Raw genomic sequence first — 14085 nt, 5'->3', positions numbered from 1 at the left:
AATCTAGAAGCCGTGCTGCGGATGCAAGCGTGCGCGGCCGAAGCGTTGTCCCGGGACGCGAACCCCATCGCATAACCGCACATGGCTTCGCGGCGACCCGAAGGTCACCCGCACCCCCCCTGTGAAATCCGCAGCCGGAGGAAACATCCGATGCAGATCCCCTTGGCCCTGAGCGTCCTTCGCTGCCGCGAAGCCGACCCCGACACCGCAGACCGCATCCTGCGCGGACACCTAGAAGAGGCCGCCCACATCGGCCTGCGCCGCCTCTGGCGCATTCCCACCGACATGGAGGACCGCCAGCGCTCGCTGCTGGTGCAGATGGTGGCCCGCACGCTGCTGGCGCTGGGCCGCGAACAGGAAGCGCAGGAGATGCTGCAGGACGTGCGCAAGCTGTATGGGCGCGTGTCCCGGCAGTGGCTGCGGTGGTGCTCGTCGCTGGACCAGGGCTGGACCTTTCTCTGCCTGAACCGCCCGGGCCGCGCCATTGAATGCTTCCGCTCCATCGTGGACGACGCGGCCGCGCCGCCGGACCTGATGGTGGAGGCCATGAACTGCCAGGCGGACGCCTTGCAACTGCTCGGGGAATGCCGCCGTGGCGCCACGCTGGTGACCGCGTCCGCCGCCGTGTGTGAAGAGCAGGGCTGGTTGCAGCTGGCCCAGGTGGTGGAATGCCATCGCCTGGAACTGGCCGCCGTGCAGCTGGCGCGGCGCTCGGATGAGCTGTCCGACCATGCGCTTGCCACCAGCTTCCGAGAACGCGCCGGCACCATGCCCGCGCCGGTGGCGTTGCGCCGCCAGCTCGCGGAGCAGGAGAGATCGGTGGGTGACATGGTGCTGGTCGCCCACCGGCTGCAGCACCTGCAGCTGTTGATCACCTCGGCCTGCGGCGCCAGCGACATCAGCGATGCGGGCCGGCTCATCGAATGCCTGTCCTGGCTGAAGGACCGGCGCCTGGCGGGTCTGGAATCCAATGCCCGCATCGAAAGCGCGATGGCGCTGATGGCCGGTGGGGCCTCGAATGCCGCATTCGACATGCTGAGCACGCTGGCGCACAACGAGTCGCAGGTGCGCCAGAGCCGTTATTCGATGGACCTGCAGTACTGCCGCTCCAAGCTGCTGCAGACGCAGGGCCGCATTGGCGATTCGCTGGCGGCCTACAAGCAGCATGTGGAGCAGGCCTTCTACGTGCTCAAGCGCGACTTCAACCAGGCCGTGCTGGCCAACCCGGCGGAGACGGACGCGGAGGGCGGTGATGCGGTGCGGCTGCGACTGCCGCTGCGTTATCGCGGCGCCTACCAGTTCATCCTGGAGCATCTGTCGGACACCAACCTGTCCGTGCGCCACGTGGCTGCGCATGCCGGCGTCACTGAGCGTTCGCTGCAACTGGCCTTCCGGGCCCACCTGGGCCTGACACCGGCTGAATTCATTCGCCGCCGCCGTATGGAGCGCATCCGCTCGGAGCTGCAGACCACCAGCGCGACAGGCTCGCGCGTGAGCATCCTGGATGTGGCGGGCCGCTGGGGGGTGAACAACCGCTCCACGCTGGCGCAGAACTACCGTGAACTCTTCGCCGAGACGCCGTTCGAGACGCTGCACGGCAAGTCCGGCGGCAACGGATCCAAGCCATGAAAGCCCCGCCCAGCAGTTTGCGCCAGCGCGCCACGGCCTGCCTGGCCGCGCTGGCCACGGTGGGGGTGCCCGTGCCGCAGGTATGGGCGCAGAGCGCGGGTGCCGGTGGCACGGCCGGTCTGGCGGACCAGGGCGGCACCGCAGCCCCTGGCTCGCCCGCCGGCCCCGGCACGCAGCGTTTTGTTTACCGTGCCGATGGCAAGCGCCTGGCCGACGTGCTGAATGACTTCGCGTCCTCGCAAGGGGTGCCGGTGGTGGTCGACCAGCGCGTGGAGGGCGTGGTCAGCGGCAATTTCGACACCAGCGCGCGCCAGTTCCTGGATGGCCTGTGCCGGGCTTATGCGCTCATCTGGTACTTCGACGGCACGGCCTACTACTTCTATCCGGCCAACGCCATCCAGAGCCGCATCTTCCGCCTCAAGGGCTACCAGCGCCGGCAGGTGGTGCAACTGCTGGATTCACTGCGGCTGGCCAGTGACCGTTATCCGATCCGCTGGGATTCCACCAACAGCACGCTGCTGGTCTACGGCCCGCCGCGGCATGTGGAGCTGGTGGGGCTGGCGGTGGAATCGCTGGACGTGGGCGCCATCGAGCAGAACCGGCGCATCACCCGAGTGTTCTCGCTCTCCAACGCCTCGGCGGGGGACCGGGCCATGGGCAGCGTCAACGTGACCGGCATTGTCTCGACCCTGCGTTCGGTGTTCGGCTCCGGCGGCGCCGCCCGCCAGAACCCGGCCGGGGTGCTGGCCACGGCCCAGAAGAACGCGGCGCGTTCGGTGGCGCCGACCACGCGGTCCATGCAGCAGATGTATGGCGCCATGCAGCAGCAGGGCGGGCTGATGGCCTCGCTGCAGAACGGCGCGGCGCAGGGCGCCGCCGAGGGTCGGGCGCCACGCCAGCGCCGCGCGCGGTGCGCAGCCCGCTGGACCAGGACACGGACGACGAAGCGCCGGTGTTCGAGGTCGACGAGAACAGCAACGCCGTCATCGTCTACGCCAAGGCCCGCCGCATGGAGGAGATCGGTTCGCTGATCCGCGCGCTGGACGTGCGGCCGGTGCAGGTGGAGCTGGAAGCCACCGTCATCGACGTCAGTACCGACAACCTTTCGGCCTTGGGCGTCGACTGGTCCGTGCAAGGCACGCGGGGCCAGTTCTCGGTCAGCGGTCCGTCGGGCGGCGACGCCACCACGGGCAGCGGCACCTCCACCCAGCCCTTCACCGTGGCCACGCTGCTCACCGACGCCGGCCGCTCGCTGATGGCGCGTGTGCAGGCCCTGGCGGGTGATGGCCGCGCGCGCATCATCTCCAAACCCCGGGTGCTGGGGGAGGCCAACCGGCCAGCGGTGATGTCGGACAAGCGCATCGCCAGCGTGCGGGTGGCCGGCAACCTGGACGTCAACCTCTTCCAGGTCGAGGCCGGCACCACGCTGCAGGTCACCCCGCAGGTGACGCCGGGAGCGCCCGGGTTCCCGGCGTCGATCAAGCTCTCCATCTTCATCGAGGACGGCAGCTTCCAGTCCACCAACGTGGACCAGGTGCCGGTCGTGAAGCGCACCGAGATCCGCACCGAGGCACGTGTGCTGGAAGGGCAGAGCCTGCTGATCGGCGGCATTACCGTGGACAGCGAGACCTCCGGTGAGACCGGGGTGCCGCTGCTCAAGGACATCCCGGTGCTGGGCGCGGCCTTCCGGCAACGCCAGCAGCATACGGCGCGGTCGGAGCGGATGTTCCTGCTGACGCCGCATGTAATCACGCCGGTGCCCGCGCAGACGCGCGCGGCCCTGGCGCCCCCGTCGCCGGCCGCGCCGATGGCTCCGCTGCCGGCGCCGTCGCCCACCATGCCGAGCGCCGCCGCGGCGGCCGCGCTGCCAGGGTTGCGTGTACCTGGCAACGGGCGTGGTGAACCCGCCCCCATGGTGCCGCCGGATCCCGTGCGCCCGCTGGTGGACCGCCTCGCCGACCCGGGCAGCTATGGCTTGCGCAACGGCGGCGGCAAATCCAACGCGGGGGTTCGCAAACCATGAATCGGCTTCGTGTATTGACCGGCCGCCATGCCGGCACCGACTTACTCTTGCCGCCAGGCCGGCATGCCATCTCCGCCGACGCGGACGCGGACATCCGGCTGCTCGACTGGACCGGAGAGATGCTGGTCCTGGACATCCGGGAAGGAGCCGACAACGTGTACAGCGCCCACTGGTCAGTCGCCGACGCCGCGACCGGCGACCTCGCGATCGACTTGATGCCCCGCCAGTTCGGCGGCACGGCCTTGTGTGTCGGCCCCGCGGATGCCTCGACCTGGCCGTCCGACCTGGAACTGCTGGACCGCCTGCTGCGTCCCGTCGCGAAGGCGGGGGGCCGACCGCCGCCTCGCCGTCCGGGACGGACCAACCCGCCGCGGACACCCGCCGGCGCCCCTGGCTGATGTGGGCCGCCACGGCCTGCGCCGCGCTGCTGGCGGGGGCTTTCACCGTCGTGGCCACCGGGGTGGCCAGCGATGCGGCGGCCCGGGTGCCGCCACCGTCCCCGCTGGCCCAGGCCCAGAAGGCGGTCACCGTCGCCCGGGTGCAGGGCGTGGTGGTGCGCGAGCGGGCCGGCGGCGCGATTGTCGAGGGGCTGCTGGCCACGCCCGCCGAGGTGGCCCAACTGAATGCGGCGCTCGACGCGCTGCCGCGCGGCCTGGTGCTGCGGCGTTATGCCGCGGCCACCGACATTGCGCAGAGCATTACCGAAGCGCTGGACGAACCGCAGGTCACGGTCCGGCACGTGGCCGCCGGCGACTTCGTCATCGAAGGTGCCGCAGTGCGCGCCGACCGCCTGCGTGTGGCGGCGGGCCGCATCGCCGCGGACCTGGCGCCGCTGGTCCGCGCCATTCGCCTGCAGGTCACCGACCTGCCACCTGCGCCGCGCACGCCCGTGGGCGCCATGCTGGAGTCCTCCGGCATGGCCTATGTGCAGACGCGCGACGGTACGAAACATCTGTCATTCACCAACCCGCCCGTCGAGGAGTTGAAGGACTCCGACCTCGGGTTACCCCAGACCAGTGCAAGGAGCCAGAGATGAACCCATCCACCGCCATGGAGCAATCGATCTTCGCCGACATGTCCAACCTGGAGAAGACGCTCTCCGAGGACACCACGGGTGACCGGGCGCGCGCCATCGTCAAGTACTTCCAGTCCGTGGGTGAAGCCACCGACAAGATGCTGGCCTCCGCCAAGGAGGAGAGCCAGCGCCACCTGATCTCCCGCCTGCTGCGCGGCTTCCAGGCCTCCGAGCGGGTGGTCCGCCAGGTGTGGGAAAGCATCCACGGCGTGGCCCTGGTGTTCTGAGCCAAGCGGCCCCAACCGATTCCGGAGGACTTCATGGAACTCAATTTCACCCATCTGTATCGCAACCTGATGGCCGTCGGCCTGCTGGGGCTGGTGTACCGCGAGATGGAAGACGGCAACGAAATCTGCGACGTGGTGGAGTCCACGCTGGCCGAGCCGCTGCAATTCCAGGTCTGCCGCGCGGTGGTCTCCGGCATGGCCGGCGCCACCGACGTGGCCAAGGGCAGCCTGAGCGAATACGTGCACCGCAACCCCAACGACGAACCAGCCCGGCTGGCGCTGGCCATCTCCCTGCTGCTGGCGGGGGACGCCGACGGCAAGCGCGCCATCGAGGGCCTGCTCGCCACCACCGACAACACCGCGGTGCGCGAGACGGCCAACAACATGCTGGAGCTGCTCCACAAGCAACCTGAACTGGTGAGCTGAGCGAGGCGGACCGGCCATGTGGCTGGCGGGCTCAGGCCCGCCGTATCGCAACGGGTGGCTTGTCCACTCATCTCTTGTAAAGGAAGACGTCATGGACGTTAGCGGTGGTTCGATGAGCAACCTGTCCTCCGGACAGTCGCAGCTCATGGGCATCAACAACCAGGGGCTGCAGATGGAAGGCGCGCAGAACGCCCAAGCCGTCGAGCAGATCATGCAACAGGCGATGCTGACCGTCATCCGCACCTTTGCCGAAATGATCGGCAAGACGGCGAAGGCGATGGTCGATTCGATGAAGGGTCTGGTCTAAGCCAGGGCCTCCCATTCACTCACACGGAGAATCAACATGGTTCCAGTTCTGGCCGGCGCCGCCGGCGTGCTCACCGGCGAAGCGCTGATGATGCCCGGCGTCAACAATCTGAAGTCCAAGATCCGCAATCGTGATCGCGACATCGCCAATCTCAAGACCGAGAACCAGGCGCTGCGCGACCAGCTCGATCAGGCGCAGAACCAGCAGGGGGGCGCCACGCCGTGGTCCAACCTGATGCAGTTCCCGCAGATCAGCATGAACCAGCCCTACCAGCAACAGCAGCAGCCCACCACGCAGCTGCTGAACATGGCCAGCCAGCTGATGCAGCTGATGGGCGAGGGCATGGGCGCGATGCCCAGCTACAACTGCATGGTGGGTCCGCAGACCGGTGGCCTGGGCAATGCCAACGGCAATGTGCAGAACCTGTTCGGCCAACTGCAGAACCTGATGCAGCTCTCCGGTGGCCTGTACAACGCCATGCAGGCCTACCAGGGGCTGCAGCGCCAGCAGCAGTCCTATGGCCAGCAGCCGTTTGGCCAGCAGCCCTATGGCCAGCAAACGATGGGCTTCCCCACCGGACTGCAGACCAACATGCCCACCTACGGCCAGCCGCTGGTGCCGACCTACGCGCAGCCGAACAACGACCGCGCCACCGTCACCACGCTGGGCAAGTATGCGTCCAAGCTCTTCCCCAAGGGCAAGAACATCAGCATGTCGGACATCCAGAACATCGCCCAGGGCGGCCGCTGCCCGGACGGCACGGAAGCCCCGGCCGACCTGAAGATGGCCTGCCAGTCGCTGGCGAGCAACCCGCAGCTGTTCGACAAGCTCCAGTCGACCGTCCGCGCGTCCAAGGGCAAGCGCGACACCGACGGCCTGGCCTCGGTCTGGGATGTCCAGATGCTGATGAAGCAGCTCAAGGAAGCCACCCCCAGCGCCACCACCACCTACAACACCAACACGCCGCAGCGTCCGTATTCGCCCAACAGCGCCTACGGCAGCTCCTTCGTGAACGCGTTGATGGGGCACCTGCAGTCCACGGGCGTCAACCCGTACCTGCTGAACCTGCTACAGCAGCCCAACATGCAGCAGCCGATGTTGGCGCATTGAGCCACCACGCCGTGATGCCCGGATTCCGGCCCAGGCCGGGGTCCGGGACCGTTCCCTGGAGAGGATCATGAACCTGATGTTGCAGCTCAAGCGCCGCGAATTCGTTCAGGGCCTGGTGGAGATCGCCTCGGTGGCGATGAGCCAGAACCTGCTGGACGACGCGGACGAGATCGTCGCCTGCGTGCGCCAACTGCGTCCCAAGCTGGACCAGCTGGATTTCCTGGACGCCTGGATCGCCATCCTGCGTGGCGAATGGCAGCAGGCCACCCGCATCGCCCGCGCCGCCATCGAGCGCAGCGGCGACTGGCCCTTCGGCACCGCGATCCTTGCCTATTGCCAGTACGCCACCGGTGATCCCACCTGGTCCATCAATGCCGAGCGGGTGCTGGCGCAGCCGGAGGCCGGGGATGCCCGCGACCTGATGCGCATGCTGCTGGGCCGTGTGGACCCCGAAGACATCGGTGGCAACGAGATGATCCTGCAGGCGATCAGTTCCGGCCAGAGCGCGGCCATGGAACACAGCGCCATGCGGGCCTGAGGCGCGGGGAAGGAGAGCCGACATGTCCCCCATCAGCGGAATCCAGGATCCCGCCGTGCTGCGCTCGCTGGAGCAGAGCCAGTCCAGCCCAGCGGCGGTGGACCACCTCGCCGGCCGCTTCGCCGACCTGCTGGCGCAGGACCCGGCCACGCGGCCCGCGCCGGAGGTGGGCGCGCCCAATGTGATCTCCAGCCTGCTGGGCCAGCATGAACGCATGTACCAGGACCTGATGCGCGACATGCAGAAGGCCTCGCTGGAGGCCCCGTCGCTGAATCCGCAGGAGGCGACGGTGAAGCACACGGAGATGATGTTCCGGGTGGTGAACGTCTCAGCGCAGAACAACGCCTTCTCCTACATCGCGCAGAGTGCCAAGAACGGCCTGCAGACCCTGATGAAGAACCAGTGAGGGCGTGATGCGCGAGCTTGCCTTTCCTTCCAGAGCCTCCGCTGGCATCGCAGCGCGGACCTCGCTGCCCCGCGTCTGGCTGCTGGCGCTGGTGTTGCTGCTGAGTGGCTGCAAGATCGACCTCTACACCAAGCAGGCCGAAGCCGACGCCAACCAGATGGTGGCGGCGCTGCTCCAGGCCGGTGTGCCGGCCTGGAAGGACACCCCCGACGGTGGCAAGACCTGGAGCGTGCGTGTGGAGCAGGACGACATGGTGCGTGCCATGGAGGTGCTGCGATCCAACGGCCTGCCGGAGGAGCGCCATGCCAACCTGGGCGAGCTGTTCAAGAAGGAAGGGCTGATCTCCACCCCGACCGAAGAGCGCGTGCGCTTCATCCACGGCGTGGCGGAGGAGCTGTCCGAGACGCTCTCCCACGTGGATGGTGTCATCACCGCCCGGGTGCACATCGTGCTGCCGCAGAACGACCCGCTCGCCCCCGCGCCACGGCCCTCCAGCGCCAGCGTGTTCGTCAAGTACCGGGCAGACGCCAACCTGGCCGCGCTGGTGCCGGCGATCAAGAACATGGTGGCCCGCAGTGTGGAGGGCCTGGTGTATGACAACGTGGCGGTGACGCTGGTGCAGGGCGAACTGCCGCGGGCCGCCGTGCCGTTGCCGGCGGCCAGCCCGTGGCCCTGGATCCTGCTGGCCCTGGTGTCGATCCTGCTGATCGGCGGTGCGGGCTGGGTGCTGTGGCGCAAGCCGGACCTGCTGCCGCCCACGCTGGCTGCCCGCCTGCCGTGGGCCACGGCGCCGCGATGAAGCCCGCGCGGCACTACGAGCAGGTGGTCCGCCGGCTGGACCAGTTGATGGCCGCGCCGCAGGCGCAGGTCGATCCGTCCTGGCATGCGGCGTTGCTGTCGGATCTGGGGGATGTGGCTGAGGCCGCGGACCTCCATCTGATGCTGCCGGACGTGGAACGCCTGGGCTTTGGCACCCGACTGGGCCTGGCGGTGTTCCAGCAGGTCTGCGGCGAGGCGCCGGACGTCACTGATCTTGACGAGCTGCCCGGCCGCTGGTGTCTGCTGGCCCGTGAGGATCGCCTGGCACGTCTGGCCGCGCTGGCCCTGGCGGCCACGCCGGGGGCCTTGCGTTCGTGCGTGCGGCGGGGGCCCCGCCAGGCCCTGGAGGCTGTGCTGGGCCCGGCATACGGTCCGCTCGTGGACCTGGGCGCAGGCGCCACGGCCGCACCGCCCGAGGTGGCGGAGCGGCCGCCGGCCGAATGGGCGCTGGAGGCCTACCAGGCCTTGCGCCGCGCCGGCCATTGGCGCGACCGCGCGCTGCGCCGCTGGGTGCGGCTGGGGCTGCCGAGAACGGTGGCCTCCGCCGGAGCCTTGCCGGCCCTGCGGACGGATGGACGGGTGTTGGCGCCAGGTCCAGTGAACGCGCATGGCAGCGAGCGGGCCTGGGCCTCGCGTCCGTCACGGGCGGCGGCCCAGACCTTTGTGAGTCATCTGCCCATGGTGGATGCCTGGTTCCAGACCTGACCGGGATGCCAGGGTGATGGAGGAGAAAAACAAGATGTGGACCTGGCTGGCGCTGCGGAACGACAAGCTCGGCGTGCCCGACGGATGGCTGCGCGCGGCCGAGGTGGAGCGCTTTGTGGAGGCCGGCGCGGCCATGCGCCTGATCGATGAGGAAGTCGACGGCTTGCGCGCGCGGGCCCGCGAGGAGGCCGAGGCCTGCCTGGCGGACGCGAGAGCGCAGGCCCGCCAGATCGTTGAAGACGCCGAACGGCAGGCGAGCGAACTGGCCTCACTGACTGAGGCGCAAGCGCGGCGTGACGCGCAAGCGTCGGTGCTGGAGGCCTGGCATGCGCGTCGGCTCGAACACGTGCTGGCCCAGGCCACGTCGATGGAGGCCCGGCTGGAGGCCCTGGCCCGCCTGGTGACCACCGCCGTGGAGCGGGTGCTGCGCAGCGAGCCCGCGCGCGGCCTGTTCGACAAGGCGCTGATGCATGTGGGCGAACTGCTGCGGGAGACCAGCGCCGCGACCCTGCGCGTGCATCCCGATGACCTGGCGGCGGCCCAGGAAGCGGTGGCGCTCTCGCAGGGCGCTTACTCCCGGCAGGCACAGATCGATGTGGTGGCGGATGAGGCTCTGGCGCCCGGCGCCTGCCTGTTCGACTCCGCGCAGGGCTCGCTGGATGCGAGCCTGGACGTTCAACTGGAGGCACTGCGCTCGGCGATCGGGCAGGCATGTGCGAGGCTGTCCCCAACGGGACCCGATGGCACTGGAGCGGGCCCATGAGCGATCTCGACCGGTTGACCGCGCTCATGGACGCGCAGATCCGCGCCCAGCCGCTGGTCCGCCGCACCGGCAAGGTGGTGGAGGTGGTGGGTACGCTGATGCGGGTCAGTGGGCTGGACGCCCGCCTGGGCGAACTGTGCGAAATCATCGGCGCCGATGGCGACGTGCTGCAGTCCGCCGAGGTGGTGGGGTTCTCCAACGGACGCAGCATCCTGTCGCCATTCGGCTCCATCCTGGGCATCGGGGTCGGCAGCCGGGTCCGTGGCCTGGGCGAAGTGCTGTCCGTGCCCGTGGGGCAGGGCGTCCTGGGCCGCGTGATCGACAGCCTGGGCCGGCCCATCGACGGCAGGGGTCCCATCCACACCGTGGAGAAACGCCCGGTCTTTGCGCTGCCCCCCAGCCCCATGGCGCGGGAGATGATCGAGCGGCCGCTGCCCACCGGGGTGAAGATCATCGACGCCCTGCTCACCCTCGGCGAAGGCCAGCGCATGGGCATCTTCGCGCCGGCCGGCGTGGGCAAGAGCACGTTGATGGGCATGCTGGCGCGTGGCACGGCCTGCGACATCAGCGTGATCGCGCTGATTGGTGAACGGGGGCGCGAAGTGCGCGAGTTCATCGAGATCATCATGGGTGAGGCCGGCATGGCCCGTTCGGTGGTGGTCTGTGCCACCTCGGACCGGTCCTCCATCGAGCGCGCGAAGGCCGCCCATGCCGCCACCGCCATTGCCGAGTACTTCCGCGACCAGGGGCTGAAGGTGCTGCTCATGATGGATTCGCTCACCCGGTTCGCCCGGGCGCAACGGGAGATCGGCCTGGCCGCGGGCGAACCGCCGGCGCGCCGGGGGTTTCCGCCTTCGGTCTTTGCGGAGATCCCGCGCCTGCTGGAGCGGGCGGGCATGGGGGCGACCGGCTCCATCACCGCGCTCTACACCGTGCTGTATGAAGACGAGAGCGGCAGTGACCCGATCTCGGAGGAGGTGCGCGGCATCCTGGACGGCCACATGATCCTCTCCCGCAAGATCGCGGCCAAGAACCAGTACCCCGCCATCGACGTGCTGGGCAGCCTCAGCCGGGTGATGTCGCAGATCGTGAGCCGCGAACACCGCGATGCGGCGGGCCGCTTCCGGCAGCTGATGGCCAAGTTCGACGAGCTGGAGATGCTGGTGCAGATGGGCGAGTACCGTCCTGGTGCCGATGCGCTGGCCGACGAGGCGGTGGACAAGCAGCCGCGGGTGCGCGAGTTTCTCTGCCAGGCGACCGAGGATCTCTGGCGCTATGACGCGTCGGTGCGGGCGATGGCCGGTGTCGCACAGGGTTGAGGAGACCGGCGGAGATGGCGGCCATCCCGATTTGGCGCACCCTGGTGCGGCTCAAGGCCCGCCGCATCGAGCGGCAGGAAGGCGTGGTGGCCGAGGCTCTGGCCTCGGTGCGCGAGTGCGAGGCCGGGCTGGAGAAGGCCCGCGCCGCCGAGGCCCACCGGCAGGAGGTCTTCGAGAACGCGCAGCGGGCGCTGTTCGACCTGTATGGCGGTGCACAGAGCTTCTCGCCGGACCTGGCCCTGATGCGCAAGCGCCAGATCGACGCCAGCGAGCAGGACCTCAAGCAGGCCCAGCACGAAACGAGTGTGCACAAGCAGCGGGTGGCCACGGTGCGTGAGGAATTGCGGGACGCTCGCGCCCATCTGCAACGCCTGGAGCAGCAGGCGCAGCTGTTCAAGGACGAGTTGAAGAAGGCCATCCGGGAGGCCGCGCAAGCCCAGGAGGACACCCAGGACGAGGACGCCGAGGAGACGGCGGTGGCGCGGATGATCGGGATGGCCATCGAAGCCCGCGCCACAGCGGACGAGGTGGGCAGCCGCGCATGAGCACCGGCATGGACCAGTACCAGATCCTGATGGAGCAGGGCACGTTGCTACGCAACCTGTTTGCGCTGTTGTCCCTGTGCAGCGCGCGCCTGATCGCCGCGATGCTGGTGATGCCGGCCACTTCCGCCGCCAAGCTGCCAGGCATGGTGCGAGCGGGGCTACCCATCTGGATCGGGCTCTTCATCGCATGGGGCCAGTCCCCGGATGTCGTGGCCGGGTTGTCCATCGTCGACGTGGCCCTGCTGGTGCTGAAGGAGGCCGTGCTGGGCCTGCTGATCGGCTTCGCCGCCGGACTGATTTTCTGGGTGGCCGAGGGCGTGGGCTCCATGATCGACAACCTGGCGGGCTACAACAACGTGCAGCAGAGCAACCCCAACAGCAGCGACCAGAGCACACCCGTGGGTTCGCTGCTGGGTGAGATGGCGATCTGGGCCTTCTACGTGCTGGGCGGCATGACGGCCTTCCTGGGCATGATCTTCGATTCCTACACCTGGTGGCCGCTGACGCGGACCTCGCCCGATGGCGTGCAGCTGCTGGAGCGTTTTGCCCAGATGCGGCTGGGGGAGTACATGTTGTCCGTGGCGCGCCTGTCCGCCCCGGCGCTGCTGACGCTGCTGCTGGTCGATCTGGGTTTCGGCCTGTTGACCAAGACCGCCGAGAAGCTGGAGCCCAACAGCATGGCCCAGCCCGTGAAGGGCGCGGTGACGATGGTGATGCTGAGCCTGATGATCGGCGTGTATTTCACGCAGCTGCGTGGGCACTTCATGCTGGACGACCTGTCGCGGGAGCTGCACAGGTTCTTCACGGACGCGGCGGCTCGCTGAATTCCGAACGGACGTTCGAGCCGACATTCGGACTGGCCGACATCAATTCGCCCAAGGGGCGGGGCCGGTGGACCCCCGCGGGCATTCTGCAGGCGGCGCTCCATTCGAGTCGCGCCCACAAGGAGTCAGCAGATGAACGCAGTGGAACCGATCGGCTCGACGAATGCCGATCCTTACGCACGCTACAACGCCTACCAGCCCCATGGCGACGGCGGCATCAGCCCCGGCATGATGCAGGTGGCGCAGATGATGCAGACCATTGCCCTGGGCATGGCCCTGCTCAACCACATGGCCAACCTGTTCTCGCAGAACGGTGGCGGAGGCAGCCCATTTTCCGGCGGTTCGCAGCAACAGACCGACCCCTTCCAGCAGTTCCTGCAGAACCTGCAGAGCCTGTTCAATCCGCAGCAGGATGGCAGCGGCGCCGACGGATGTTCTGGCGGCGGCGGTGGGGGTAGCGGTGGTGGCGTGGGCGGCTCATCCCCCGGCCAGAACGACAACAACGGTTCGTCGAATCCATGGAGCCGGACCGGCAACAAGCACGAGGGCTCCAACGAAGGCGATCGCGGCGTCTCTCCGCCCGAAGATGCCCATGGCGGCGGCAAGCCGTCCACCAAGCCGGACACCTCGCCGACTTCCCCCACGTCGCCCACCAATCCCACCTCGCCGGGCAAGACCGACGCGCCCACCACGATCACGCCCTCCACCCGCATCCCGGAGGCCAAGGGCACCGTGGTTGTGCACGAGCCCATCGTGGTCAAGGCGGGCCAGACGTTCGACGGTGGCGGCAAGCTCTACCAGGCCGGCCCGGAACTGGGGGATGGCGGTCAGTCCGAGACCCAGAAGCCGGTCTTCCAGCTGGAACCCGGGGCCACCCTGCAGAACGTGCAGGTGCAGGGCGGCGACGGTGTGCATGCCAACGGCGACGCCACGCTCAAGAACGTCTGGTGGAAGGACGTGGGCGAGGATGCCTTCACGCTCAAGAAGCCGGGCCATGTGACGGTGGAGGGCGGTGGTGCATATCACGCGTCGGACAAGGTCTTCCAGATCAACGCGTCGGGCTCCATCTCGATCAACGGCTTCCACGCCGAGGACTTCGACAAGCTGGTGCGCCAGAACGGTGGCAAGGACTTCCCGCTGACCGTGAAGCTCAGCAACATCACCACGAAGGACGCGGGTGAGGCGCTGGTCCGTACCGACTCGCCGCAGGCCAGGATCTACCTGAGCAACGTGGATCCCAGCACGGTGAAGAACGACGTGCTGGCACCCTCCGGCGCGCTGGTCGAAGGCGCGGTGAACCAGAGCTACAAGCCTTACACCGGCTGATGGAGGGCGGTGCGCCGTGCCAACTGTGCGGAAGGCACCGGGC

Annotated in this window: 18 protein-coding genes; all 18 read left to right on the top strand. The window is 68.5% G+C overall.

Annotation, left to right across the window (positions count from 1 at the left end):
* Window positions 1–150: 150 nt before the first annotated feature.
* The 18 genes from OU995_RS18695 to OU995_RS18610 all read left to right on the top strand — a co-directional run bounded on the left by OU995_RS18695 (window position 151) and on the right by OU995_RS18610 (window position 14042).
* Window positions 151–1629, top strand: coding sequence for a helix-turn-helix domain-containing protein (locus OU995_RS18695; protein ID WP_267831531.1), 1479 nt, complete (start codon window positions 151–153; stop codon window positions 1627–1629).
* Window positions 1626–2660 (top strand): hypothetical protein, encoded by a 1035-nt coding sequence (locus OU995_RS18690; RefSeq protein ID WP_267831530.1) that lies wholly within the window; start codon window positions 1626–1628, stop codon window positions 2658–2660. The genes OU995_RS18695 and OU995_RS18690 overlap by 4 nt, the downstream gene beginning before the upstream one ends.
* Window positions 2582–3652, top strand: a complete 1071-nt coding sequence (gene sctC, locus OU995_RS18685; protein WP_267836303.1) for a type III secretion system outer membrane ring subunit SctC — start codon at window positions 2582–2584, stop codon at window positions 3650–3652. The genes OU995_RS18690 and sctC overlap by 79 nt, the downstream gene beginning before the upstream one ends.
* On the top strand, window positions 3649–4050 hold the full coding sequence (locus OU995_RS18680) for a hypothetical protein (protein WP_267831529.1): 402 nt from the start codon (window positions 3649–3651) through the stop codon (window positions 4048–4050). The genes sctC and OU995_RS18680 overlap by 4 nt, the downstream gene beginning before the upstream one ends.
* Window positions 4050–4688: a hypothetical protein gene (locus tag OU995_RS18675; protein WP_267831528.1), complete on the top strand. Its 639-nt coding sequence runs from the start codon at window positions 4050–4052 to the stop codon at window positions 4686–4688. Before OU995_RS18680 ends, OU995_RS18675 begins: the two co-directional genes overlap by 1 nt.
* Complete coding sequence (locus tag OU995_RS18670) at window positions 4685–4954, top strand: hypothetical protein (protein WP_267831527.1); 270 nt, start codon at window positions 4685–4687, stop codon at window positions 4952–4954. The genes OU995_RS18675 and OU995_RS18670 overlap by 4 nt, the downstream gene beginning before the upstream one ends.
* Window positions 4955–4987: 33 nt before the next feature.
* Window positions 4988–5380, top strand: a complete 393-nt coding sequence (locus OU995_RS18665) for a hypothetical protein (protein ID WP_267831526.1) — start codon at window positions 4988–4990, stop codon at window positions 5378–5380.
* 16 nt (window positions 5381–5396) lie between these two features.
* On the top strand, window positions 5397–5687 hold the full coding sequence (locus OU995_RS18660) for a hypothetical protein (protein ID WP_267831525.1): 291 nt from the start codon (window positions 5397–5399) through the stop codon (window positions 5685–5687).
* 36 nt (window positions 5688–5723) lie between these two features.
* The gene (locus OU995_RS18655; RefSeq protein WP_267831524.1) at window positions 5724–6797 is read left to right on the top strand and encodes a hypothetical protein; all 1074 of its coding nucleotides are present in this window, start codon (window positions 5724–5726) and stop codon (window positions 6795–6797) included.
* A gap of 67 nt (window positions 6798–6864) precedes the next feature.
* The gene (locus tag OU995_RS18650) at window positions 6865–7335 is read left to right on the top strand and encodes an HrpB1 family type III secretion system apparatus protein (RefSeq protein WP_267831523.1); all 471 of its coding nucleotides are present in this window, start codon (window positions 6865–6867) and stop codon (window positions 7333–7335) included.
* Window positions 7336–7357: 22 nt separating this feature from the next.
* On the top strand, window positions 7358–7741 hold the full coding sequence (locus OU995_RS18645) for a hypothetical protein (RefSeq protein ID WP_267831521.1): 384 nt from the start codon (window positions 7358–7360) through the stop codon (window positions 7739–7741).
* A gap of 7 nt (window positions 7742–7748) precedes the next feature.
* Window positions 7749–8540, top strand: coding sequence for a type III secretion system inner membrane ring lipoprotein SctJ (sctJ, locus tag OU995_RS18640; RefSeq protein WP_267831520.1), 792 nt, complete (start codon window positions 7749–7751; stop codon window positions 8538–8540).
* Window positions 8537–9265: a type III secretion protein HrpB4 gene (locus OU995_RS18635; protein ID WP_267831519.1), complete on the top strand. Its 729-nt coding sequence runs from the start codon at window positions 8537–8539 to the stop codon at window positions 9263–9265. The genes sctJ and OU995_RS18635 overlap by 4 nt, the downstream gene beginning before the upstream one ends.
* Before the next feature lie 34 nt (window positions 9266–9299).
* Window positions 9300–10028, top strand: coding sequence for a type III secretion system stator protein SctL (sctL, locus tag OU995_RS18630; RefSeq protein WP_267831518.1), 729 nt, complete (start codon window positions 9300–9302; stop codon window positions 10026–10028).
* Window positions 10025–11347: a type III secretion system ATPase SctN gene (gene sctN, locus OU995_RS18625; RefSeq protein ID WP_267831517.1), complete on the top strand. Its 1323-nt coding sequence runs from the start codon at window positions 10025–10027 to the stop codon at window positions 11345–11347. The genes sctL and sctN overlap by 4 nt, the downstream gene beginning before the upstream one ends.
* Window positions 11348–11361: 14 nt before the next feature.
* A complete protein-coding gene (locus OU995_RS18620; RefSeq protein ID WP_267831516.1) occupies window positions 11362–11892 on the top strand; it encodes a hypothetical protein in 531 nt (176 codons plus the stop codon).
* Window positions 11889–12716 carry a type III secretion system export apparatus subunit SctT gene (sctT, locus tag OU995_RS18615; RefSeq protein WP_267831515.1) on the top strand — a complete coding sequence of 276 codons (828 nt, stop codon included), beginning with the start codon at window positions 11889–11891 and terminating at the stop codon, window positions 12714–12716. Before OU995_RS18620 ends, sctT begins: the two co-directional genes overlap by 4 nt.
* 132 nt (window positions 12717–12848) lie before the next feature.
* Window positions 12849–14042: a pectate lyase gene (locus OU995_RS18610; protein ID WP_267831514.1), complete on the top strand. Its 1194-nt coding sequence runs from the start codon at window positions 12849–12851 to the stop codon at window positions 14040–14042.
* Window positions 14043–14085 lie beyond the last annotated feature (43 nt).

Source organism: Roseateles sp. SL47 (genome assembly GCF_026625885.1).
In the GTDB taxonomy this organism is placed as follows: domain Bacteria; phylum Pseudomonadota; class Gammaproteobacteria; order Burkholderiales; family Burkholderiaceae_C; genus Roseateles.
The sequence above is the reverse complement of the archived record's forward strand: the minus strand, read 5'-3'. Positions and strand labels throughout refer to the sequence as shown.

Coding starts and splice junctions, on each gene's coding strand:
- OU995_RS18680 (WP_267831529.1), top strand. CDS start 3,649: ATGAATCGGCTTCGTGTATTGACCGGCCGCCATGCCGGCACCGACTTA.
- OU995_RS18655 (WP_267831524.1), top strand. CDS start 5,724: ATGGTTCCAGTTCTGGCCGGCGCCGCCGGCGTGCTCACCGGCGAAGCG.
- OU995_RS18690 (WP_267831530.1), top strand. CDS start 1,626: ATGAAAGCCCCGCCCAGCAGTTTGCGCCAGCGCGCCACGGCCTGCCTG.
- sctT (WP_267831515.1), top strand. CDS start 11,889: ATGAGCACCGGCATGGACCAGTACCAGATCCTGATGGAGCAGGGCACG.
- OU995_RS18635 (WP_267831519.1), top strand. CDS start 8,537: ATGAAGCCCGCGCGGCACTACGAGCAGGTGGTCCGCCGGCTGGACCAG.
- OU995_RS18650 (WP_267831523.1), top strand. CDS start 6,865: ATGAACCTGATGTTGCAGCTCAAGCGCCGCGAATTCGTTCAGGGCCTG.
- OU995_RS18610 (WP_267831514.1), top strand. CDS start 12,849: ATGAACGCAGTGGAACCGATCGGCTCGACGAATGCCGATCCTTACGCA.
- sctJ (WP_267831520.1), top strand. CDS start 7,749: ATGCGCGAGCTTGCCTTTCCTTCCAGAGCCTCCGCTGGCATCGCAGCG.
- sctN (WP_267831517.1), top strand. CDS start 10,025: ATGAGCGATCTCGACCGGTTGACCGCGCTCATGGACGCGCAGATCCGC.
- OU995_RS18675 (WP_267831528.1), top strand. CDS start 4,050: ATGTGGGCCGCCACGGCCTGCGCCGCGCTGCTGGCGGGGGCTTTCACC.
- OU995_RS18665 (WP_267831526.1), top strand. CDS start 4,988: ATGGAACTCAATTTCACCCATCTGTATCGCAACCTGATGGCCGTCGGC.
- OU995_RS18670 (WP_267831527.1), top strand. CDS start 4,685: ATGAACCCATCCACCGCCATGGAGCAATCGATCTTCGCCGACATGTCC.
- OU995_RS18660 (WP_267831525.1), top strand. CDS start 5,397: ATGTGGCTGGCGGGCTCAGGCCCGCCGTATCGCAACGGGTGGCTTGTC.
- OU995_RS18695 (WP_267831531.1), top strand. CDS start 151: ATGCAGATCCCCTTGGCCCTGAGCGTCCTTCGCTGCCGCGAAGCCGAC.
- OU995_RS18645 (WP_267831521.1), top strand. CDS start 7,358: ATGTCCCCCATCAGCGGAATCCAGGATCCCGCCGTGCTGCGCTCGCTG.
- OU995_RS18620 (WP_267831516.1), top strand. CDS start 11,362: ATGGCGGCCATCCCGATTTGGCGCACCCTGGTGCGGCTCAAGGCCCGC.
- sctL (WP_267831518.1), top strand. CDS start 9,300: ATGTGGACCTGGCTGGCGCTGCGGAACGACAAGCTCGGCGTGCCCGAC.